Raw genomic sequence first — 22,188 nt, 5'->3', positions numbered from 1 at the left:
TATCCTAACCGGTCACAGGCGTGTAAACGGCGTCAATTGGTCGGGCCGTCGTTGAAACCCACTTCGTCCACCAGCTCGGATGCCTGTTTGCGGTGGGCGGCAATATCCGTCAGTGGCAGCTTGTCCGGATTGATGGGGCCGAAGCCCTTCACGACATCGGAAGGCTCCGCTCCGGGCAGCACCGGGTATTCGAAGACCTGCTTGGCATAGATTTCCTGCGCCTCGCGCGATGCCAGGAATTCCATCAGCTTCAGCGCATTGTCCTTGTTGGGTGCGTATTTGGTCAGCGCCATGCCGGAAATATTCACATGCGTTCCGCGATCTCCCGCATTGGGAAAGATCACCCGCACCGATCCCGCCCAAACCTTTTCCTCCGGCTCGCGGTCGTTGGTCAGCATCAGGCCGACATAATAGGTATTGCCGAGCGCGATATCGCATTCGCCGGAAAAGATCGATTTGGTCTGGCTGCGGTCTGTTCCATCAGGCTTGCGGGCAAGATTGTTCTTAAGGCCGGTCAGCCATGTCCGGGTATAATCGACGCCATGATGGGCGATCATCGAGGCGATCAGCGCGATATTGTAGGAATGCTGACCGTCGCGAATGCAGATCTTGCCCTTCCATTTCGGATCGGCAAGATCTTCATAGGTGATGTCTTTCTGGGTGACCCGCTCCTTTGAGGCATATACCACGCGGCCACGCGTCGTCAGGCCGAACCATTCGCCTTGCGGATCGCGCAGATTGGCCGGGATATCCTTTTCAATGACGGGATCGTTCAGCACCGGCTGTGTGACGCCGCCTTCTTTCGCCTCGACAAGCCGGGCGATATCGACCGTCAACAGCACGTCGGCCGGCGAATTGACGCCTTCTGCCTGAATGCGCTCCACCAGACCCTTGTCGAGGAAGAGAACGTTGGCCTCTATGCCCGTTTCTTTCGTGAAGGCATCGAGCAGCGGCTGGATCAACTCGGGCTGCCGGTAGGAATAGACGTTCACCTCGCCGTCCGCAAAAGCAGCGGGCGCGGCCCAGAGGATCGTCAGACCCGAAAAAACGGCAGCGGAAAAACACGATTTCAAGCTTGCCATTAAGAATGCCTCCATTACATTCAGATTCTTGACTTGTTTGTTCATGAATCATCAAAGCGGTCAACAAGGCTGTCCGAGAAATATCGGATGGCTGCCAGTTTTTTCAGTTTCTGGAATTGTTCTAAACTGAAAAAGAGACTATATAACTCCACATTGAGAGTTAGGAGACCAGCATGCGTTTGACCAAACAGACCAACTATGCCGTTCGCATGTTGATGTATTGCGCCGCAAATGAAGGCAAGTTGAGCCGCATTCCGGAGATCGCCAGGGCTTATGGCGTATCTGAGCTGTTCCTTTTCAAAATTCTGCAGCCGCTCAACAAGGCCGGTCTGGTGGAAACCGTGCGCGGCCGTAACGGCGGCGTGCGTCTTGGCAAACCCGCTGAGAAAATCAGCCTGTTTGACGTGGTGAAGGTGACCGAAGACAGTTTTGCCATGGCGGAATGCTTCGAGGACGGTGCTGTCGAATGTCCGCTTGTGGATAGCTGCGGCCTCAACTCGGCGCTTCGCAAGGCGCTCAATGCCTTCTTCGATGTGCTGGCGGAATATTCCATCGACGATCTCGTCAAGGCGCGGCCGCAGATCAACTTCCTGCTCGGCATCGACACGGAAATGCCGAAGATCGCCGCCTTGCCGGCCGCCTGATCATCCCATTGCCCAAGCAACAATTGCGCTAGCCCGTGCCCACAGGTCACGGGCTTTTATTTTATAGAATACTTCGGAAATGCAATATTTTTGGTCGAGCGTGTTGACGCCAGGAGACGAAGCGGCGCATTTGGTCGCGAGCTTTTTTGAAGCAATCAGCCAGCGTCGCAATGATCATCAAGCCTGAATTCCATACATTTGCACTTACCGCGCTCGTCGGCAGCATGGGTGCGCTGCTTGCCAGTCTCCTTAACGTTCCAGCGCCGTTTCTGTCCGGTCCGGCGCTCGCCGTGACGATTACGGGACTGGCGGGCGTGAAGCTTGGGATTCCCGCCTTCATCCGCAATGCCTGTTTCGTTGTGGTCGGCATTTCGATGGGAACGAGCGTAACGCCGTCGGTGATCGATGCCGCGAAGACATGGCCACTGAGCTTCGTCATCGTGCTCGTTGCAGTCGTCATCATGCTGTATGTCGCCTATTGGATCCTGCATTACGGCTTCGGATACGACAGGACGACGGCGATGCTGGGCGCTTCGCCCGGGCACCTCAGCTATATCATCAGCCTCGGCGCCGAGACGAAAAGCGACCTTGCGACCGTCAGCATCGTGCAAAGCGTGCGGGTGCTGGCGCTGACGCTTTCCGTGCCGCTGATTGTTGAATATTTCGATCTCGTCAGCACGGAACCGCTCATCGCCAATCCACCGATGGGCCTGTTCACACTGGCCCTGACCATTGGCGCGTCGCTTGCGATGGGATGGCTGTTCCTTCGCTGGAGATTTCCCGCAGCCCTGCTGCTGGGCGGCGTCGCGGTTTCCATCGGCACCCATATTACCGGCCTTACCGAGGGCGGCGTTCCGAGCTGGCTCAGCCTGCCGGTCTATGTGCTGATCGGCTGTCTCATCGGCACGCGCTTTTCGAATGTGTCGCTGATGGATGTGCGAAAAGGCTTTCTGGCAGGTTTCGTCGTCACCATCGCCGTGATGGTGATCGCCGGAAGTATCGCCTGGATGATTTCCAACATTACAGGCGTTCCGCTCAATGCGGTGATGATCGCCTATTCGCCGGGCGGGCTTGAAACGATGGCGGCGATGGCCGTGATGATGCATGCCGATACCGCCTATGTCGGGTCACATCACGTTCTCAGACTTCTGTTCCTGTCGGTTCTCATGCCGCTCGTCATGGGCAAGGATGCACGCAAGCGGGACGGCGAAATCTAAGCCGGGCCAGTGCCCTCGCCATTCAGGTAAAAAACGCCAATAGCGTTGCAACCATTTGTTCCTCTGGCCGTTCATGTTTCTCCGCAATTGCGGCGGCGATTTTTCGCGTGTTCGACAGGCTGACCCACCGGAGGACTATTCATGAACCGCTTGATGATGTTGACAGGCGCCGGATTTGCGCTCGCCCTTTCTGTTTCCTTCGCTCAGGCGCAGGTGGTGGTGTCGTCTAAGATCGACACGGAGGGCGGCGTTCTCGGCAACATCATCCTTGCCGTGCTGAACAAGAACAATATCGAGACGACGGATCGCATCCAGCTCGGCGCTACCCCGGTCGTCAGAAAAGCGATCACGGCTGGCGAGATCGACATTTATCCGGAATACACAGGCAACGCCGCCTTCTTCTTCTCCAAGGCGGACGACCCGCTCTGGAAAGATGCCGCCAAGGCTTACCAGGAAGCCAAGACACTCGACTATGACGCCAACAAGATCGTCTGGCTGACACCATCGCCCGCAAACAACACCTGGGCGATTGCGCTGCGCAAGGATGTTGCCGACAAGAACAATCTGAAGACGCTTTCGGATTTCGGCAAATACATTGCCGGTGGCGGTGAGGTGGTTCTTGCCGCCTCCTCGGAATTCGTCAATTCCGCAGCCGCCCTGCCGGCATTTCAGACCACCTACGGCTTTACCATGAAGCCGGATCAGCTGATCACGCTTTCCGGTGGCGACACGGCTGCCACTATCGCTGCCGCCGCAAATCAGACGAACAATGCCAATGCGGCCATGGTCTATGGCACCGATGGTGGCATAGCGCCGTCCGGTCTTGTCGTGCTTGAGGACGACAAGCATGTGCAACCCGTCTACCAGCCCGCGCCGATCATTCGCGAGGAAGTTCTGAAAAAGAACCCCAATATCGAGACATTGCTGAAACCTGTTTTCGAAAAGCTGGATCTGGCAACCTTGCAGGAGCTGAACGCCCGCGTGCAGGTGGGAGGCGAACAGGCCAAGGCAGTTGCGACCGACTTCCTGACGAAGAACGGTTTCCTCAAGTAATTGCCAGAGAACCGTTGGGGCGGGATATCGGAAACCATGTGAGGTTCACCATCCCGTCCGAACCTATGATCCGGGGGAGCGGAATTTGACGAAATGGCCTGACAAGGTAGGCGTGCTGATTTCGTGCCTGCTTCTCTACGCGCTTGCCGCGTCCCCCCTTCATGACATTCCGAGCTAACCGGATCATTCAGGGTGAAACGCGAACGATCTTCGAAGCGCTTCCGGTTGCTGCTGCTACCCTCCTCGTCGCCATCATTGTTGTCGCCGCCTTCATCGCCTTTTTCCGGTTTCCGGCGCACCTGAAACTCGCCGCTGCGCTGGTCGGTCTCGCGGCACTGGCGATCTTCGTCGGGCAGGCGGCGTCTGCGTTGACACCTGAGGGCAACAGTTTTGCCCGCGTTTCGCCCGCCAGCGGTTTCTGGTTGATGTTTGCAGGGCTTGCATTGCTTGCCGCCGATTGCATTGCACGTCTCCAGCCGAAACCCACTTTGCGGATTTTGCTGTTGCTGGTGGCAACCGGGACGCTTGCGGCGTTCCTGACAAGCGGCCTCTGGGACGATCTCTCCATCATCAAGGAATATACCGGCCGGGCAGATATCTTCTGGACCGAAGCACTGCGGCATGTGGAACTTGCCATCGGGTCGCTGGTTGCAGCCACCCTCGCCGGTATCCCGCTCGGCATTCTCTGTTACAAGGTCGAGCGTTTGCGCTCCGGTCTACTGAACGCTCTCAATATCGTCCAGACCATTCCCTCCATCGCGCTTTTCGGCCTTTTGATTGCGCCACTCGGATGGATGGCAGCCAATGTGCCGGGTGCGGCGAAGATCGGCATCGCCGGCATCGGCATGGCGCCCGCCTTCGTGGCGCTATTTCTCTATTCGCTGCTGCCCGTTGTCTCCAATACGGTGGTCGGCCTGTCCGGCGTTTCGCAGGCAGTGCGGGAAGCCGCGCGCGGGCTTGGCATGACGCCACTGCAAAGGCTGCTGCGGGTGGAGTTTCCGCTCGCCATGCCCGTCATCCTCACCGGCATCCGTATCGTGCTGGTGCAGAATATCGGTCTTGCGACCATCGCAGCACTGATCGGCGGCGGTGGATTTGGCGTTTTCGTGTTTCAGGGCATAGGGCAGACCGCGATGGACCTCGTACTGCTCGGCACCGTGCCGACCGTTCTGCTCGGCTTCGCCGCCGCGATTACGCTCGACGCCCTTATCGACAGCAATCTCTTCAGCGCAGGCGGAAGGCAAAAGGCATGATCGAGATCGACACCATCACGAAACGATATGGCGATACGGTCGTGGTCGACCAGGTCTCCCTGACTGTGGCGCCGCGCACCGTCACCGTCATCGTCGGCACTTCCGGGTCGGGAAAAACCACGCTGCTGCGCATGATAAACCGGCTGGTGGAGCCGACCTCCGGCACTATCCGCATCGACGGAGACGATGTGAGCACCATGCCCGGCTACAAGCTGCGCCGTCAGATCGGCTATGCCATTCAGGGCCATGGGTTGTTTCCGCATCGCACCGTGGCGGAGAATATCGCGACGGTTCCGCAGCTCATCGGCTGGGACCGCAAGCGCATCGATGCGAAAATCGACGCGCTGATGCAGCTCTTCCAGCTGGATCCGGCGCTTTATGCCAACCGCTTTCCGCATGAGCTTTCAGGCGGCCAGCAACAGCGTGTCGGCGTGGCGCGCGCGCTTGCAGCAGAACCGAACATTCTCCTGATGGACGAACCTTTCGGTGCACTGGACCCGGTTATCCGCGCAAAGGCCCAGAACGATCTTCTCGATATCCAGAAGAAGCTCGGTGTCACCATCGTTCTTGTCACGCATGATATGGACGAGGCCTTTCACCTGGCGGATCGTATTGCCGTTATGGACAAGGGCCGTATCGTTCAGGACTGCCCGCCGGCCGAGCTGGTGCTGAAACCGGCAACAAATTTCGTCCGCACCATGATCGGCGAAAACGAGCGCGCCCTGAAACTTCTATCCGTCCTGTCGGTTGCAGACGTCGTGGAGCCGGGAAGCGCTGAAGGCGAACCTTTGAATGAACATACCAGCCAGCGCGACGCCCTGTCTGCAATGTTGTGGGCGGGCTGCGATACCTTGCCGGTGCTGAAAGACGATGGCAAACCCGCAGGTATCGTACGGCGCGATGTTCTCCTCCAGCGGGCTGCCGGAACCCCATGAAAAATGCCGCTTCGTTTTTCGCCCCCGGGCTTCTGGTGCTGGCGCTGATGGCCTTTCTCGCGGCGCCGCAGGTTTTCGCACCGATATTCCGCCCTCTTGTGCAGACCAATGCGCCGGCGATCTACACGCAGGCCAATCTGCTTTCCCTGACACTGTCGCATCTGACCATTGTCGCAATCGCAACGGGGCTCGCCACGCTGGTGGCGGGAGCCCTTGCGGTTCTCGTCACCCGCCCTTTCGGCGCGGATTTTCTGCCGCTATCGCGCAGCATCGTCAATATCGGCCAGACCTTTCCGCCGGTGGCGGTGCTGGCGCTTGCCGTGCCGATGATCGGTTTTGGCGAGAAACCGACGCTCATTGCGCTGTTTCTCTATGCGCTTCTACCGGTTTTCGAAAATACGCTGACAGGGCTGACCACGCTGCCGCCAACCGTCATGGATGCCGCAAAGGGCGCCGGCATGACCGGCTGGCAAAGACTTGTCAAAGTGGAGCTGCCACTTGCCCTTCCGGCGATCCTCGCAGGCATCAGGCTTTCGGCGGTGATCAGCCTTTCAACAGCAACCATCGGTTCCACGGTCGCGGCCCGCACGCTCGGAGAGGTGATCATCGCCGGTCTGCAATCCAACAATCTCGCCTTCATCCTTCAGGGCGGATTGATCGTCGCTGTGCTGGCAATCCTGATCCACGCCAGCTTTTCTGCACTGGAAAAGGCAGCGGCCCGCAAAACCGGGCACTGACAAATGCAAGCTCCTCATTTTTATGTTCCCGACATCCGCCGCGCATGTTAGGGGCTGACCGTCGAAACAGAAACATTCGAGGTTCGGGTGACAAAGGCAATCGTCGTGATGGGAGTGAGCGGCTCTGGCAAGTCCACGGTCGCAGAAGAACTGGCGGAAAAAGCTGGGCATTGCCTTTATTGAGGGCGACAAGCTTCACCCGAAATCCAATGTCGACAAAATGTCAGAGGGCATTCCGCTGACCGACGAAGATCGCTGGCCCTGGCTCGATCTGATTGGCGCAGAACTGCGCAAGGGAAACGAAAATAACGGTGTCGTCGTTTCCTGCTCGGCGCTGAAGAAAATCTATCGCGACCGCCTTCGCGAGGCTACCGGTGGCCCGCTCGCTTTCGTCTATCTGGACGGCAGCCTGGAACTTCTCAGCAGGCGTATGGGCGAACGCAAGGGCCACTTCATGCCGCTCTCGCTGCTCCAGACCCAGCTTGCCACGCTGGAAGTGCCGACCGGCGAACCCGGCGTCGTAACCGTCAGCATCGACGCCACGCCGGAGGAAATTACCGCAAACGCACTTTCGGGCCTGAAAGCGGTGATTTTTTAAAATCCGAGCCTGTCGCGCAGGCCGTACCACCATGCACCAAGCACGGTCAGCGGCACGCGGAACGTCTTACCGCCCGGGAACGGATAATTCGGCAGGGAACTCCAGACATCGAAACGCTCTGCGTGGCCTGCAACGGCCTCGCCCAATATCTTGCCGAGCAGGTGCGTGGTAGTGACACCGTGGCCGCTGTCGCCATGCGAAAAATAGACATTGTCCGACAGTTTGCCCATATGCGGGATGCGCGTCAGCGTCAGCGCGAAATTGCCGCTCCAGGCAAAATCGATCTTCGTCTTTTCCAGTTGCGGGAAAGTCTTCAGCATATTCGGACGGATCACCCCGGTCAGATCCGCCGGATCGCTGCCGCCATAACCGATACCACCGCCATAAAGCAGGCGGTTGTCGGAGGTGCGGCGATAATAATCGAGAATATAATTGGCATCCTCGACGCAATAATTGGCTGGCAGGAGTTGCTCGATCAGATCGGCATCAAGCGGCTCTGTCGCCATGACCTGGCTTGAGACCGGCATCATCCGGTCGCCGATTTCCGGCAGCAGCTTGCCGAGATAGGCATTGCCGCAGACGAGAACATATTTCGCCTTCACGCTGCCCGTCGCCGTGCGCACGACAGGGTTTACGCCCTGCTCCAGCGAAATGACCCTCGAATTTTCGAATATGCGCGCACCGAGACTTTCGGCCGCCGCTGCTTCTCCCTGCACCAGATTGAGCGGATGGATGTGGCCGCCGAAACGGTCGATCATGCCGCCGGCATAACGATCGGTCCGCACGTATTTTCCGACATCGGCTTTGGAGACCATCTCAAGCCCGCCATGGCCGTGTTTTTCCCAATGGGCCTTATGGGCCTCCATCTCGCGAATCTGTTTCGTCGTGAAGGCCGCAAAGAAACCGCCATCGACGAGATCGCAATCGATAGCGTATTTCGAAATGCGGCTGCGGATGATCTCCCCGCCTTCCAGCGACATTTCGCCGAGTTTCACCGCCTTGTCGTGGCCGTAACGGCTGGCGATTGTTTCGAGGTCGCGGCTATAGCCATTGACGATCTGGCCGCCATTGCGCCCCGAGGCGCCGAAGCCGACCCGCACGCCTTCCAGCACGATAACGGAATAGCCGCGTTCGGAAAGTTCGAGTGCTGCGGAAATCCCGGTAAACCCGCCACCGATGACGCAGACATCCGCTTCCATTGCGCCTTCAAGCGTTGGCCGCACGGATTTGACATTGGCGGAGGCCGCATACCAGGAGGATGTGTGGCCGGGATTGGGAATAGTCGTCACCTCAGCCATCTCACACCGTCCTGATATAGGCGTCATATTCGACGTCGGTTACACGCAGGGAAAATTCGGAAAGTTCCTGCTGTTTGCAGGCAGAAAACAGCGTGCGATAACGCTGGCCAAGCGTCGCATAGGCGAAACTCGAACGCGTGAAACGCTGCAATGCATAATCCCAGTTGGTGGGCAGAGGTTCGTGATTGATGGCGTGGCTGTCGCCGGAAATCGCGCCGCCCGGCTGGCGTTTTTCCTTCATGCCGGCAAGGGCAGCACTCAGGATCATCGCCACAACGAGATAGGGATTGGTATCGGCGCCGGCGACACGATGTTCGATGCGGGTTGCGGCCTTGCTGGCAGTGATAACGCGCACCGCCGCCGAGCGGTTGTCTATGCCCCAGGAGGCATAGGTGGGCGCATGTTCGCTGGGCGTCAGGCGGCGATAGGAATTAGCATGGGGAGCGAAGATCGCCATGCTCTCCCCCATGTTTTCCAGAAGGCCGCCGACCGAATGCATCAGCGCGTCCGATGGGCCGTTTTCCCCGGCGTAGATATTCCTGCCGTCACTATCGAGAACGGAAAAATGCACATGCATGCCATTGCCGGCCTGTAACCCGTACGGCTTCGCCATGAAGGTGGCGTCGAGATCGTGCCGCCGCGCCACACCCTTGACGATACGTTTCAGGAAAACAGCGAAATCGGCGGCCCGCAACGCGTCCGGCACATGATTGAGGTTGATTTCATATTGGCCGGGGCCGTTTTCCCGCAGCGTCGTGTCGGCAAGAACACCCTGCGCCCTGCATGCGGTGGCGATATCATGGAAGACATCCTCGAAATCCTGCAATTCGGAAATCGACAGAACCTGTGTCTGGCCCGTGTGCCACCGGCCTTCGCGGCTGTGCGGCGGACGCACCGGATCGAGCGCAGAGCGAACCGGGTCGATCAGGTAAAATTCAAGTTCGGTCGCCACGACGGGCGTGAGGCCGGCCTTTTTGTAGGCTTCCAGCACCCTTGCCAGAACATTGCGCGGATCGCCATAAAACCCGGTTCCATCAGGATTTTTCATCGCGAGCAGGACTTGCGCGGTCGGCCGGCCAAGCCATGTCACCCGAGACAGCGTGCCGGGAACAGGAAAGCAGAACCCGTCCGGATCGCCCGTCCCTTCGGCGAGGCCTGCGGCATGCACATCGCGGCCCCAGATATCCAGCGCATAGACCGAGCGTGGGATCGCCATTCCCTTTTCAAGGACATCGATCGCCCTTTCGCGCGGAATCCATTTGCCGCGCGGCACGCCATTTGCATCTATGACGAAGGCTTCGAGAATTTCGATATCGGGGTTATCGTCGAAAAATTTCTTTGCTTTTTCAATATCATCCATCATGCACCAGCAGGCCGTTTCTCTTCTGTTTCGCGCGCAGAAGCGCTTCGCTAACGAAAATCGTCCTGCTGTTGATAGATGAGAAACCTCGCCGTCATGATGACGCTTGCCCCTTTTCCCTTTTTATAAGCCCATGTTACGTGGCCCGCCGCGGGAAGGCCAGCGGATTCGGCCATCAGAGCGGGATGGCGAAAAGTGTACACGGTTTTCGCCAGAGATGATTTCAGTTCATCAGGATCTAGGGATTGAACCTTTCGGGTCGATAGGCATCGATGGCGATGACCGCCGTTTCTCCCAGCATGGTTTCCGCCAGCACACGGCCAGTGATGGGCCCGAGTGTGAGGCCGTGATGGGCGTGACCGAACGAGAACCACAATGTCCTGTGGCGCGGCGCCTTGCCGATGATCGGCATCATATCCGGTGTGCAGGGACGCGCGCCCATCCAGGGTTCCGCATCCAGCCTGCCGCCCAGAGGAAAGACGGTGCGGGCGACCCGTTCCGCCCGCTCGATCTGCACGGGAGATTTCGGCGCATCGCGTTCGGCAAATTCCGCGCCGGTCGTCAGGCGGATGCCTTTGCGCATTGGCGCGAGGAAATAACCGCGCTCGGCGTCGATCAACCAGTTGTTGAGCTTGGTGCCCTCCTGCGGAGCATAGTGCATGTGATAGCCGCGTTTCACGCCGAGCGGAAAGCGGTAACCGAGCCGTTCCGTCACCGTATCCGCCCAGGGGCCTAGTGCGACAACGGCATGTTCAGCTTCCACCGCCCCGGTTTCGGTGCGTACCGTCCAACCACTTGTCGTCTGGCTGAGCGTGGATGCATCACCCCGGACAAAGGTTCCGCCAAGGCTCTCGAACAGTTTGACATAGGCGAGCGTCAGCGCATGTGGATCGCGCACCGACCATGGATCGTTCCATTTCAAACCGCCGACGAAATCGCGGCTGAGATGCGGCTCCGCCGCGGCGAGTTCCGCCCCATCGAGTTTCGTGTGGGAGATGCCGTGGTCGCGCGCCAGACGTTCGGCGAAAGCAAAGTCTGCATCCCGCCTTTCGGCGGTCCTGTAGGCCTCCATCCAACCGTTTTTCACGATTAGATCGCCGGCCTTGGCTTCATCGATCAGGATGCTGTGTTCGGAGACCGAGTGCTCGATCAGCGGCGCGTAGGCGCGGGCAATTGCTGCGTGGCGCGTGGCTGCGGAATTATACCAGTAGCGGCCAAGAAACGGCGCGATCCTGGGCAGGGCAGAGAGATGATAACGGGCATCGATGCTGTTGTTCAGGGAATAGCGGAGAAGCCGGCTAACTTCCTGCGGGAAGGCGTAGGGAACGACACCCTCTCTCTGGATCAGTCCGGCATTGCCGAAGGAGGTTTCCTCACCCGGTCCCCGCCGGTCCACCAGCACCACCGATTTGCCCCTGCGGGCCAGTTGCAAAGCGACGGAGACCCCGATGATCCCCGCCCCCAAAACGATCACATCCGCTGCCATGGCATTCAATCCGTTTGCGTATCTCGTCCCCTCAACATGGGTCGGCATTTTGCGCAAAGCAACAGAAAAATCATCGTCTTAATAGAAACAGCAATGCGCCTGCTACTGGCTCACCGCTTTAGTTTCGACTGCCTCGATATTGAAAGCAGCAGCCAGCAGGGCCTTGGTATATTCCTGTTGCGGATCGGCGAATATCTCCGCTGCCGGGCCGCTCTCCACCACCTTGCCGTTGCGCATGACGATTACGTCGTTGGCAAGCGCTTTAACTACCTTCAGGTCATGACTGATGAAGAGATAGGCGAGTTCGTGGCGGGCCTGAAGATCGCGCAAGAGATCGACCACCTGTGCCTGCACGCTCATGTCGAGCGCCGATGTGGGCTCGTCCAACATGACGAAGCGGGGTTTCAACACCATGGCGCGGGCAATGGCGATACGCTGACGCTGGCCACCGGAAAATTCATGCGGATAGCGCCAGCGCGTCGCCGGGTCGAGCCCGACTTCTTCCAGCGCCTGGGCGACGCGGGTATCCCGCTCATCGGCGGAAAGCTGTCGCTCGTGCACCTTCAGACCCTCGGCAACGATTTCGCCCACCGACATGCGTGGGCTGAGCGAACCGTAAGGATCCTGAAACACCACCTGAAGCCGATTTCTGAGCGGCTTCATCATTTCATAGGAATAGCTGTCGATCGACTGACCGATGAAACTGATACGCCCCTCAGACGCTATAAGACGCGATAGGGCGAGACCGAGTGTCGTTTTGCCGGAGCCGGATTCGCCCACGACGCCAACCGTCTGTCCTGCGCGCAGGGTAATATCGATACCGTCAACCGCCTTCACGTGGTCGACCACCTTGCGCATCAGCCCCGCCTTTATCGGGAACCAGACTTTTATGTCGTCGCCCTGCATGACGACAGGTTTGCTGGCATCGGAAAGCGGCGGCTCGCCCTTGGGTTCGGCAGCCAGAAGATGGCGGGTATAGGCATGCTGCGGATCGGTAAACACCTGCTCCACCGTGCCGGTCTCGACGATCTTTCCCTTGGTCATCACGCAGACACGATCGGCAAACTTACGGACAATGCCGAGATCGTGGGTGATGAACAGCATGGACATGCCGTGCCGGTTTTTGAGGTCGCTCAGCAGTTCAAGGATCTGCGCCTGAACCGTTACATCGAGTGCGGTCGTGGGTTCATCTGCTATCAGCAGTTTCGGCCGGTTGGCAAGCGCCATGGCGATCATCACGCGCTGCCGCTGGCCGCCGGACAATTCATGCGGATAGGCCTTCAGGCGCTTTTCCGGCTCGCGGATGCCCACCTGCAATAACAGTTCCAGCGTGCGCGCCCGCGCTTCAGCGCCGGTGATTGCCTGATGCAGTTCCAGAATTTCGCCGATCTGCCGCTCGATGGTGTGGAGCGGGTTGAGCGAGGTCATCGGCTCTTGGAAAATCATGGTGATGTCGTTGCCGCGAACAGCGCGCAACGCGCGTTCCGGTAGGGTCAGCATTTCCTTGCCGTCGAACAGGATTTTGCCCGAAGGATGGCTCGCCGCCGGATAGGGCAGCAATTTGAGAATGGAGTTCGCCGTGACCGATTTTCCGGAGCCGGATTCCCCGACTAGGGCGACAACTTCGCCCGGCATCAGGTCGAAGGAGACATGATCTACGGCGACGCTGGTCGCTCCACCCTGATGAAAGGCAACGGAGAGATCACGGACGGAGAGAAGCGGCTGGGTCTTTGTTTCCATCATGGCAATCACCGGAACGTCTTGCGTGGGTCGAAGGCGTCTCGCACCGCCTCGCCGACGAAGATCAGCAGCGACAGCATGATGGACATGGTGAAGAAGGCCGTGAGGCCAAGCCAGGGCGCCTGAAGATTGTTCTTGCCCTGCGCGATCATCTCGCCCAGCGACGGCGATCCCGGCGGCATGCCGAAGCCGAGGAAATCGAGCGAGGTCAAAGTGGTGATAGAGCCGGAGAGGATGAACGGCAGGAAGGTCAGTGTTGCCACCATGGCGTTTGGCAGAAGATGCCGGAACATGATTGTCCAGTTGCCGACGCCAAGGGCGCGGGCGGCGCGGACATATTCGAAGTTTCTGGCACGCAGGAATTCCGCCCGCACGATGCCAACGAAGCCGACCCATGAAAACAGCAACATGATGCCAAGCAGCACGAAGAAACCCGGCGGCAGAATAGCCGCGATGATCAGCAGGATGTAAAGCACTGGCATGGATGACCAGATTTCAATGAAACGCTGCAACAGCAGGTCCGTCCAGCCGCCGAAGTAACCCTGGATGGCGCCGGCAGTCACCCCAACTAGGGCGGATGCGATCGTCAGCGTCAGGCCGAAAAGCACGGAAATACGGAAGCCATAGATCATCCGCGCCGTGACGTCGCGCGCTTGATTGTCGGTTCCGAGCCAATTGAGATTGCCGAGCGTACAGCCGGGATCGGCATTACCCTGCGGATAGGCCGAGCAGCGGTCCTTTTCATCCATCAGCCAGAATGGTGCCGTGGGGGCGGAATGCGGAATGTTGGAATTGACCGTCTGATAGGAATAGCGGATCGGCGGCCAGATCATCCAGCCATTGGCGTTGATCTCGTCCTGAATGAAGGAGGATTTGTAGTCAGTCTGGGCAAGGAACCCGCCAAACTTTTCCTCCGGATAATCGACCATGACCGGCACCAGAAATTCGCCCTTGTAGGAAGCGAAAATGGGTTTGTCATTGGCGATGAATTCCGCAATCAGGCTCAGGAAAAACAGGATCAGGAACAGCCAGAAGGACCAGTAACCGCGCCGGTTTGCCTTGAAATTCTGCCAGCGGCGCTTGGTGGTTGGTGAAAACCACGGGCGCTTCGGCTTTACCAATGTTTCCGTTGCGGCGGTATGGGCAAGCGTCATCACACGTCCCTCCGCTCGAAATCGATTCGCGGATCGATCCATGTGTAGATAAGGTCGGATAGGAGGCTGACCACGAGGCCCATCAGCGAAAAGATGAAGAGCGTGCCGAACACGATCGGGTAGTCGCGATTGACGACCGAGAGATAACCGAGGCGACCTAGGCCATCCAGCGAGAAGATATTCTCGATCAGCAGCGAACCGGTGAAGAATGCCGAGATGAAGGCGCCCGGAAAACCGGCGATCACGATCAGCATCGCATTGCGGAAGACGTGGCCATAAAGAACCTTGCGTTCGCTGAGCCCCTTGGCGCGGGCGGTCACGACATATTGCTTCTTGATCTCGTCGATGAAGGAATTTTTCGTCAGAAGCGTCGTCGTCGCGAAAGCCGAAAGCGATAGCGCGATCAGTGGCAGGGTCAGGTGCCAGAAATAGTCGATGATCTTCTGCCACCAGTTCAGCTGGTCAAAATTGTCCGATACCAGACCGCGCAGCGGGAACCAGTCGAAGAACGATCCGCCGGCGAAAAGCACGATGAGAAGAATGCCGAACAGGAAGCTTGGAACGGCATAACCGATGATGATGATGCCTGATGTCCAAATATCAAAGGTCGAGCCGTCGGAAACGGCTTTCTTGATGCCGAGTGGAATGGAGATCATGTAGGAGATGATCAGAATCCAGAAGCCGAGCGACATCGAGACCGGCAGCTTGTCGATGATGAGATCGATGACCGAGGAATTGCGGAAGAAGCTGTCGCCGAAATCGAAGCGTATGTAATTCCACATCATTTCGAGAAAACGGGTGAGCGGCGGCTTGTCGAAACCGAACTGTTTCTCAAGCTTGGCGATCAGCTCCGGATCAAGGCCCTGCGCACCGCGATATTTCGAGCCGCTTTCATCGAAACCGCCGGACTGGCCCATAAGATCGCCGCCGCCGGAGAGGCGGTCGGAGGCGCTGTCGCCCTGCCCAGTCAGTTGCGCGACGACCTGTTCCACCGGCCCGCCCGGCGCGAACTGGATGACAAGAAACGAAATGCCCATAATGCCGATAATGGTCGGGATCATCAGCGCCAGACGTCTGAGAATATAGGCGCCCATCACCCTTTGCTCCCGGCTGATACGTCAGCGGTTTTCGTTTCTGTCAAACCCGGTCCTTTCCTGAAAGCGCTGCCTTGCGCGATCCAAGCGATTCGTCTCGCCCTATGTGAATCAAGCCTTCGGCGCGAAAGCAAGCGCGTCGTCAGTTCGCGGCCTGGCTGGACCACCATGCTTCCGGAAAACCGATGCCATATTGCGGCAGGTTTTCCGGACGGATGAGCGTCTTCCAGTAAGCGACGAACATCTCACCGCGATAAAATTGCGGTATGACGTAGCTGTTTGCCAGAAGCACCCGGTCAAGCGCCCGCGCGGCGGCCACCTGCTCATCCCGGTTGGGCGCAAATATGACCTTCCTGACCAAAGCGTCGACGGCAGGGTTCTTGATGCCGGCGAGATTGTTGGAGCCCTGCCGGTCGGCCGCCGCCGAACCCCAGAAATCCGCCTGTTCGTTTCCGGGATTTGCCGACGTCGCCCAGAGCTTGACCGCAACGTCGAAATCGAAGCTGCGGGTACGGTTGGTATATTGCGAGGCATCGACGGTGCGGATGGTCGCATTGACGCCGATCTTCTTCAGGTTCTGGACATAGGGCAGGATGGTTCTTTCCATGCCGGAGGAATCGATCAGAAACTCCATATCCAGCGGCTGCCCGCTCGCCGCATTGACCATGCGGTTGCCGCGAAGCTCATAACCGGCCTCCTTCATCAGCTTGACCGCCTCGCGCAGATTGTCACGCTGTTTGGCGGGTTCACCCGCGACGGGATTGCTATATTCGGTGGTGAAGACCTCCGGCGGCACCTGATCCTTCAACTCCTGAAGAATTTCGAGTTCACGACCGGTCGGCAGGCCGGAAGAGGCGAGCTCGCTGCCCATGAAAAAGCTGTTGATGCGCTGAAACTGACCGTAAGCCAGCGTCCTGTTCAGCTCTTCGAAGTCGAAAGCATAGTTAAGCGCCTTGCGCAGTTTCGGGTTCTGGAACTTCTCCCGCCGCATGTTCGGCACGAAGGCCTGCATGATGCCGACGGCGCGATAGATGTTCGGCAATTCTTCCTTTGTGACGCGGCCTTCCTTGGCGGCCGGAAAATCATAACCAGTGACCCAGCGGCTGGAAGAAGCTTCCTGCCGGAAATCGACTGTGCCTGATTTGAAAGCCTGGAACTCGACGTCCTGATCGGCAAAGAAGGTATAGGTGATTGTTTTGAAATTGTGCTGGCCGACATTCACATTGACGTCCTTGCCCCAGTAGTCGTCGCGGCGTTCATAGGTGATTGTGGAGCCGGGAGAGACTGACGCAATCTTGTAGGGGCCCGAGCCCATGACCGGCTCCAGCGTGCCGCGCGAGATGTCGCGCGGCTTGGCGTCTGGACCGGCGGCTTCCCACCAGTGCTTGGGAACGATCAGCAATTGGCCGACGATCTGCGGCAATTCGCGATTGTTCTTTTCATCGAAAGTGAAGGTGATGTCCTTTTCGCCGCTCACCTCTGCCTTGGTGACATGGGTGTAATAGGTCGCAAGCTGCGGGCTGAGGTCTTTGGCCTTTTCAAAGCTGAAGACGACATCTTCCGGCGTCACCGGCTTGCCGTCGGCCCATTTCGCTTCCGCGCGCAGCCGGAAGGTGGCTTTGGAGATATCGTCGGGATAGCTCACGCCCTCTGCCAGGAGACCGTAGGAGGCCGAGAGTTCCTCTTCCGTCGATTTCATCAGAGTGTCGAAAACCAGTGAAAGACCTGTGGCCGCCTCACCCTTGGCGAGCAGCGGATTGAGCGTGTCGAAGGTTCCCGACGTCGACAGGCGTAGCGTGCCGCCTTTCGGCGCCTTGGTGTTCACATAGTCAAAATGATCAAAACCATCGGGATGCTTCAATTCACCGACCGTCGAGATTCCCTTTCGCCACACATCCGCAGACTGTGCGGAGGCGGCCGCCGGCATCAGCATGGCGGAGGCCGCAAGAGCGACGAGGAGCCGGGATTTCAGCGGTGCCAATTTCATTCGGGACGTTCCCTGTTTTCGTGTTTGTTGAAGAGAGCATAAAACAAACATTGGCAAAAAACAGATGCTCCGGCTCACAAGCTCTTTATTGAGGCCTTTATTCGCATGCCTTGGTGCGGGCGGCTTGAAACATGGTTTCAACAAAATCCCGATCCAGTTTATCCTGAGGGGCGAGAGAATCATTTAGTCGGAACGGGCACGAATATATGACGGCGGGATCATCCAGAGTTTTCAAAGCGGCCATGCTGGCGATTTCGGTCGTTTCGGCGCTCCAGTTGCAGACGCAAATCGCATCGGCCGAGGACAGGCCCGCGAAAGAGGTATTCGGCCACATCGACCTGCCATCTGCGAATAGCTCCCAGCCGATCGGCTCCTATGCAAAGGGATGTCAGTCCGGCGCCATCGCCATGCCCGCAGATGGCCCGACGTGGCAAGCCATGCGCCTTTCCCGCAATCGCAACTGGGGCCAACCGCAGCTCATTTCCTTCCTCGAACGGTTTTCGCAGGATGCACAGAAAATCGGCTGGCCGGGCCTGTTGCTTGGCGATATCTCACAGCCGCGCGGTGGACCGATGCTGACAGGCCATGCCTCGCACCAGATCGGCCTCGATGTCGATGTGTGGTGGCGGCCCATGCCGAATCCGAGGCTGACGGTGCAGCAGCGCGAGACGCTGCCTTTCATTTCCATGCTTGATAAGTCCAAGTTCCTCACGGTCGATGACCGCAAATGGTCGCCGCTCAATGCACGGCTGGTAATGATGGCAGCGAGCTATCCGCAGGTGGAGCGGGTCTTCGTGAACCCGGCAATCAAGCAGAAACTCTGCCAGACATGGACCGGCGACCGCACCTTCATGGGCAAGATCAGGCCAATCTACGGTCACGACGAACATTTCCACATCCGGCTGGAATGCCCGCCCGGCGCGCCCAACTGCAAACCTCAGGCAGAAGTTGGCAAAGGTGATGGTTGCGACAAGTCGCTGGCCTGGTGGTTCACCAAGGAACCATGGGCGCCGCCGAAGAAAGACCCCAATGCCAAGCCGGTGAAACCCCGTCAGGTCATGGTCTCCGATCTGCCCGCAGCCTGTGCCGCCGTGGCCGCCGCCCCATCCGCCAATACGGAAGGTTTTGCTGCCCAGGCATATTCCCCGGCGCAGGCCGTGCGCCAGCAAGGCGTGGAACAGATCATCCAGAACGCTCCGGCCATTCAGCCACCTGCGGATATTCCGCTTCCGACCCAGCGCCCGACATTGAACTGAAACAGAAATGCGGCATTAAACAGCTTCCCTTTTCAAATGGGGACAAGCTGTTATAGAAGGCTTCAAATCGATTTAATTCTTTATGGGAACAGGCTGGGGACATGGCAGGACAACGCTGTATCGCACTCATCGCTCACGACGAGAAAAAAGACGATATGGCGGATTTTGCGCGTCATCACCAAAAGGTGCTTTCCGGCTTCAAGATCGTCGCCACCGGCACCACCGGCGGGCGCGTTCAGGAAGCATGCCCCGACCTCAGCGTCATTCGCCTCAAAAGCGGCCCGCTTGGCGGTGACCAGCAGATCGGTGCGATGATCGCCACCGGTGAGGTCGATATGCTTATCTTCTTCACCGACCCGCTGACGGCGATGCCGCATGATGTGGATGTGAAGGCGCTGACGCGGCTTGCCACGGTTTACGACATTCCCATGGCGCTCAATCGCGCCACCGCAGAAAACCTGATCGACTTCAACCTCGCCGAATGACGCGCCAACATGGAACAGGTAATGCCGAAGACGTCCGATACCGAATATCTTTCCTTTCCGATCCTTCTTGGCGACATCGGCGGCACCAATGCCCGCTTTTCCATTCTGATCGATTCCTTTGCGGAACCGGTGCACCTCACCACCGTGAAAACAGCGGAATATCCGACAATTGACGACGCCATCCAGCAGGCGGTTCTGGACAAGACCTCGCTTCAGCCCGTGTCGACCATCCTTGCTATCGCCGGCCCCATCGAAGGCGACGAAATTCCGCTGACCAACTGCCATTGGGTCGTTAAGCCGAAGGATATGCTGGCCAAACTCGGCCTGAAGGACGTCATCGTCATCAACGATTTCGAGGCGCAGGCACTGGCTATTGCCGCGCTCGACGACGACAACCGCGAGTCTATCGGCTCCGGCAAAAAAGACATGCTGGCATCGCGCGTCGTTCTCGGACCAGGCACAGGCCTTGGCGTTGCCGGTCTGGTTTACGCCCGACATATGTGGTTTCCTGTACCCGGCGAAGGCGGCCACATCGATATCGGCCCCAGAAGCGCGCGTGACTATGCGGTCTTTCCGCATATCGAGACCATCGAGGGCCGTGTCGCCGGCGAACAGATCCTTTGCGGGCGCGGGCTGGTCAATCTTTACCGGGCCATCTGCACCGCCGATGGCATCGAGCCGATCTTTTCCGATCCGGCCGACATAACCTCGCAGGGGCTTTCGGGCCAGAACCCGCAGGCGAAAGAGACGCTTTCGCTTTTCAGCACCTATCTCGGCCGTGTGGCGGGTGACCTTGCCCTGATCTTCATGGCCAAGGGCGGTGTCTATCTCGCAGGTGGCATTTCGCAGAAAATCGTTCCCGCGCTGAAAAGCCCTGAATTCCGTGCGGCGTTCGAAGACAAGGCGCCGCACAGTGCCCTGATGCGCAGCATTCCCACCTTCGTCGTTACCCATCCACAGGCGGCCCTTTCCGGTCTCGCCACCTACGCGCGCACCCCTTCGGATTTCGGCCTTTCACTCGACGGGCGGCGCTGGAGAGCCTGATCTGCGCTTGGGACAGGCTTGCGAAGCTGGCGGGCGGTCATTAACGTCGGTGAGGTATGGGTCAGTCAATTGAATGGCGACCTTGAACGGCAGGACGTGAAAAGTGAGTGAAGGCATGAGCGGCAGCGATATGAAACTGGTGGTGGTTGGTGCGGCGGGCCGCATGGGACAGGCGCTGATCCGCCTTATTCACCAGACACCGGGTGTAACGCTGCATGCCGCCGTGGCGCGCGAAGGGTCTGCTTTTGTTGGCCGCGATGCCGGCGAGATTGCCGGTCTCGGACCAATCGGCGTCGAGATCACCAGCGATCCCTTGCAGGCATTCCTGCATGCGGAAGGGGTGATCGACTTCACCTCGCCTGCAACCAGCGTCACTTTCGCCGGTCTCGCCGCGCAGGCCCGCATCGTACACGTCATCGGCACCACCGGTTGCTCACTGGGCGACGAGGAAAAATTCAAGGCAGCGTCACGCCATGCCCGCATCGTCAAATCAGGCAATATGAGCCTCGGCGTCAATCTGCTCAGCGTTTTGACGCAGCAGGCCGCCAAGGCACTGGATGCGCAGAACTGGGATATAGAAATCCTTGAAATGCACCACAAACACAAGGTGGACGCGCCCTCCGGAACAGCGCTGCTGCTCGGCGAAGCGGCGGCAGCGGGCCGCAAGGTCGATCTCGCCACCTCCTCCGTTCGCGTGCGTGACGGGCATACGGGTGCGCGCGAAGCGGGTACAATCGGTTTTGCGACGCTGCGCGGCGGCTCGGTGATCGGCGAACATTCGGTGATCTTCGCTGGCGAGGGAGAGCGCGTCGAGCTTTCCCACTACGCCGGCGACCGCTCCATCTTCGCACGCGGCGCGATTGCGGCGGCGGTCTGGGCCTTCGACAAGAAGCCGGGCTTCTATTCGATGCTGGATGTTCTCGGCCTTTCGCAGGCAGAATAACGCTTCAATCTATGTCTGCGCCTTAATTTTCCACGGTAAACTCAACCGTATCGGCCGAGAACCGGCTGATGGCATATTGCACGGGAATGCCGTCCATATCCGCGTTCAGCGCCTGGGTGACGAGCAGTATTGCGCCCGGCGACAATTCGAGATCGGCCAGATCCTGCGTATCAGCGTGGCTCGCGGAAATAACGGTAGAGATGCGCACATAATCCGCGACGCCCAGCATTTCGAAGGCGGCGGTGATCGACCCACTTTTTTGATAGGCTTCCCCTATCCCTGAAAAACGGTCCGCCGGAAACCACGTGGTCGAGCGGGAAACCGGCCGGCTGTCGGCCTTTCGCAGGGTTTCCAGACGCACAAGCGGCGCACCCGGCTGCAATTGCAGCCGTGCCGCCAGGTCGGCATTTGCCGGCTCGGTGGTGTGGGAAAGAAGCAGCGCCTGCATATCCTTCACCTGATCGCTGATACCGGCTGTGAACCGTGTGCGCAGTGAAATCGGAAAGCTCAGTCGTTCCTTGCGCGCAATCATCGTGCCGCGCCCCTGCCTCGCCTCGAGAATGCCTTCGCTTGCCAGCGCGGCAATGGCGCTCCTGACGGTATGGCGGTTGACACCGAATTTTTCGGCCAGCGTCATTTCTGGCGGCAACATGCCGGTTTCGTCGTGATCGCCCGCTGCGATCTCGCCCCTGATCCTGTCGGCGATCTGTCGCCAGAGCGCCACGCCGTTCTTTCTTTTCATCGCTGCCGAAGGGCTCATGTCACACGCTTGTCATTCATCGATGTTAATTGTAACTTATATTGTATAGTTGTCTATATCAA

General features: G+C 58.6%; 18 protein-coding genes and 2 pseudogenes. 11 read left to right on the top strand and 9 right to left on the bottom strand.

The genetic code is table 11. The annotated features are described in order from the left end of the window. Positions 1 to 32 precede the first annotated feature (32 nt). On the bottom strand, positions 33 to 1,082 hold the full coding sequence (locus tag RBH71_RS13705; protein WP_003514533.1) for a Fe(3+) ABC transporter substrate-binding protein: 1,050 nt from the start codon (positions 1,080 to 1,082) through the stop codon (positions 33 to 35). 173 nt (positions 1,083 to 1,255) lie between these two features. Here RBH71_RS13705 and rirA point away from each other — a divergent pair, with 173 nt between their 5' ends. The 7 genes and pseudogenes from rirA (at position 1,256) to RBH71_RS13670 (ending at position 7,519) form a co-directional block, all read left to right on the top strand. Continuing rightward, entirely contained in the window at positions 1,256 to 1,726 is a 471-nt protein-coding gene (gene rirA / locus RBH71_RS13700) for an iron-responsive transcriptional regulator RirA (RefSeq protein ID WP_003514531.1), read from the top strand. 170 nt (positions 1,727 to 1,896) lie between these two features. After that, on the top strand, positions 1,897 to 2,943 hold the full coding sequence (locus RBH71_RS13695; protein ID WP_003514529.1) for an AbrB family transcriptional regulator: 1,047 nt from the start codon (positions 1,897 to 1,899) through the stop codon (positions 2,941 to 2,943). A gap of 141 nt (positions 2,944 to 3,084) precedes the next feature. Further along, on the top strand, positions 3,085 to 3,996 hold the full coding sequence (locus tag RBH71_RS13690; RefSeq protein ID WP_013635286.1) for an ABC transporter substrate-binding protein: 912 nt from the start codon (positions 3,085 to 3,087) through the stop codon (positions 3,994 to 3,996). 85 nt (positions 3,997 to 4,081) lie between these two features. Continuing rightward, positions 4,082 to 5,249, top strand: a pseudogene (locus RBH71_RS13685) (ABC transporter permease). Next, the gene (locus tag RBH71_RS13680) at positions 5,246 to 6,184 is read left to right on the top strand and encodes an ABC transporter ATP-binding protein (RefSeq protein ID WP_003514521.1); all 939 of its coding nucleotides are present in this window, start codon (positions 5,246 to 5,248) and stop codon (positions 6,182 to 6,184) included. Before RBH71_RS13685 ends, RBH71_RS13680 begins: the two are co-directional and overlap by 4 nt. Further along, complete coding sequence (locus tag RBH71_RS13675) at positions 6,181 to 6,921, top strand: ABC transporter permease (RefSeq protein WP_003514520.1); 741 nt, start codon at positions 6,181 to 6,183, stop codon at positions 6,919 to 6,921. The genes RBH71_RS13680 and RBH71_RS13675 overlap by 4 nt, the downstream gene beginning before the upstream one ends. Before the next feature lie 108 nt (positions 6,922 to 7,029). Further along, positions 7,030 to 7,519 (top strand): annotated as a pseudogene (locus RBH71_RS13670) (gluconokinase). On the opposite strand, the gene RBH71_RS13665 reads toward RBH71_RS13670, so the two are convergent. From RBH71_RS13665 to RBH71_RS13635, 7 genes are all read right to left on the bottom strand, one after another. Next, entirely contained in the window at positions 7,516 to 8,817 is a 1,302-nt protein-coding gene (locus RBH71_RS13665) for an NAD(P)/FAD-dependent oxidoreductase (RefSeq protein WP_003514518.1), read from the bottom strand. The pseudogene RBH71_RS13670 and the gene RBH71_RS13665 sit on opposite strands and share 4 nt — an antisense overlap. 1 nt (position 8,818) lies before the next feature. Beyond that, positions 8,819 to 10,180, bottom strand: coding sequence for a glutamine synthetase family protein (locus RBH71_RS13660; protein WP_003514517.1), 1,362 nt, complete (start codon positions 10,178 to 10,180; stop codon positions 8,819 to 8,821). Positions 10,181 to 10,415: 235 nt separating this feature from the next. Beyond that, entirely contained in the window at positions 10,416 to 11,663 is a 1,248-nt protein-coding gene (locus tag RBH71_RS13655) for an NAD(P)/FAD-dependent oxidoreductase (RefSeq protein ID WP_003514516.1), read from the bottom strand. Positions 11,664 to 11,765: 102 nt separating this feature from the next. Further along, positions 11,766 to 13,406 (bottom strand): ABC transporter ATP-binding protein, encoded by a 1,641-nt coding sequence (locus RBH71_RS13650; RefSeq protein ID WP_080580947.1) that lies wholly within the window; start codon positions 13,404 to 13,406, stop codon positions 11,766 to 11,768. A gap of 5 nt (positions 13,407 to 13,411) precedes the next feature. Continuing rightward, positions 13,412 to 14,557: an ABC transporter permease gene (locus tag RBH71_RS13645; RefSeq protein ID WP_003514514.1), complete on the bottom strand. Its 1,146-nt coding sequence runs from the start codon at positions 14,555 to 14,557 to the stop codon at positions 13,412 to 13,414. Beyond that, positions 14,557 to 15,651 carry a microcin C ABC transporter permease YejB gene (locus tag RBH71_RS13640; protein WP_003514512.1) on the bottom strand — a complete coding sequence of 365 codons (1,095 nt, stop codon included), beginning with the start codon at positions 15,649 to 15,651 and terminating at the stop codon, positions 14,557 to 14,559. Before RBH71_RS13640 ends, RBH71_RS13645 begins: the two co-directional genes overlap by 1 nt. A 142-nt stretch (positions 15,652 to 15,793) precedes the next feature. Then, positions 15,794 to 17,638 carry an extracellular solute-binding protein gene (locus RBH71_RS13635; RefSeq protein ID WP_003514510.1) on the bottom strand — a complete coding sequence of 615 codons (1,845 nt, stop codon included), beginning with the start codon at positions 17,636 to 17,638 and terminating at the stop codon, positions 15,794 to 15,796. Positions 17,639 to 17,844: 206 nt separating this feature from the next. Between RBH71_RS13635 and mepA the strand changes: the two genes are divergently transcribed. The 4 genes from mepA (at position 17,845) to dapB (ending at position 21,366) form a co-directional block, all read left to right on the top strand. Further along, positions 17,845 to 18,894, top strand: coding sequence for a penicillin-insensitive murein endopeptidase (gene mepA / locus RBH71_RS13630; protein ID WP_013635279.1), 1,050 nt, complete (start codon positions 17,845 to 17,847; stop codon positions 18,892 to 18,894). A 101-nt stretch (positions 18,895 to 18,995) separates the two neighbouring features. Next, positions 18,996 to 19,379, top strand: a complete 384-nt coding sequence (locus RBH71_RS13625; RefSeq protein WP_003514504.1) for a methylglyoxal synthase — start codon at positions 18,996 to 18,998, stop codon at positions 19,377 to 19,379. Positions 19,380 to 19,400: 21 nt separating this feature from the next. After that, the gene (locus RBH71_RS13620; RefSeq protein WP_003514502.1) at positions 19,401 to 20,423 is read left to right on the top strand and encodes a glucokinase; all 1,023 of its coding nucleotides are present in this window, start codon (positions 19,401 to 19,403) and stop codon (positions 20,421 to 20,423) included. Positions 20,424 to 20,538: 115 nt separating this feature from the next. Beyond that, positions 20,539 to 21,366, top strand: coding sequence for a 4-hydroxy-tetrahydrodipicolinate reductase (gene dapB, locus RBH71_RS13615; RefSeq protein WP_003514501.1), 828 nt, complete (start codon positions 20,539 to 20,541; stop codon positions 21,364 to 21,366). 22 nt (positions 21,367 to 21,388) lie between these two features. Here dapB and phnF read toward each other — a convergent pair whose 3' ends face one another. Further along, positions 21,389 to 22,126 carry a phosphonate metabolism transcriptional regulator PhnF gene (phnF, locus tag RBH71_RS13610; RefSeq protein WP_003514498.1) on the bottom strand — a complete coding sequence of 246 codons (738 nt, stop codon included), beginning with the start codon at positions 22,124 to 22,126 and terminating at the stop codon, positions 21,389 to 21,391. Positions 22,127 to 22,188 lie beyond the last annotated feature (62 nt).

This window comes from Rhizobium sp. AN68, from assembly GCF_030758035.1.
Taxonomy (GTDB): domain Bacteria; phylum Pseudomonadota; class Alphaproteobacteria; order Rhizobiales; family Rhizobiaceae; genus Agrobacterium; species Agrobacterium tumefaciens.
The sequence above is the reverse complement of the archived record's forward strand: the minus strand, read 5'-3'. Positions and strand labels throughout refer to the sequence as shown.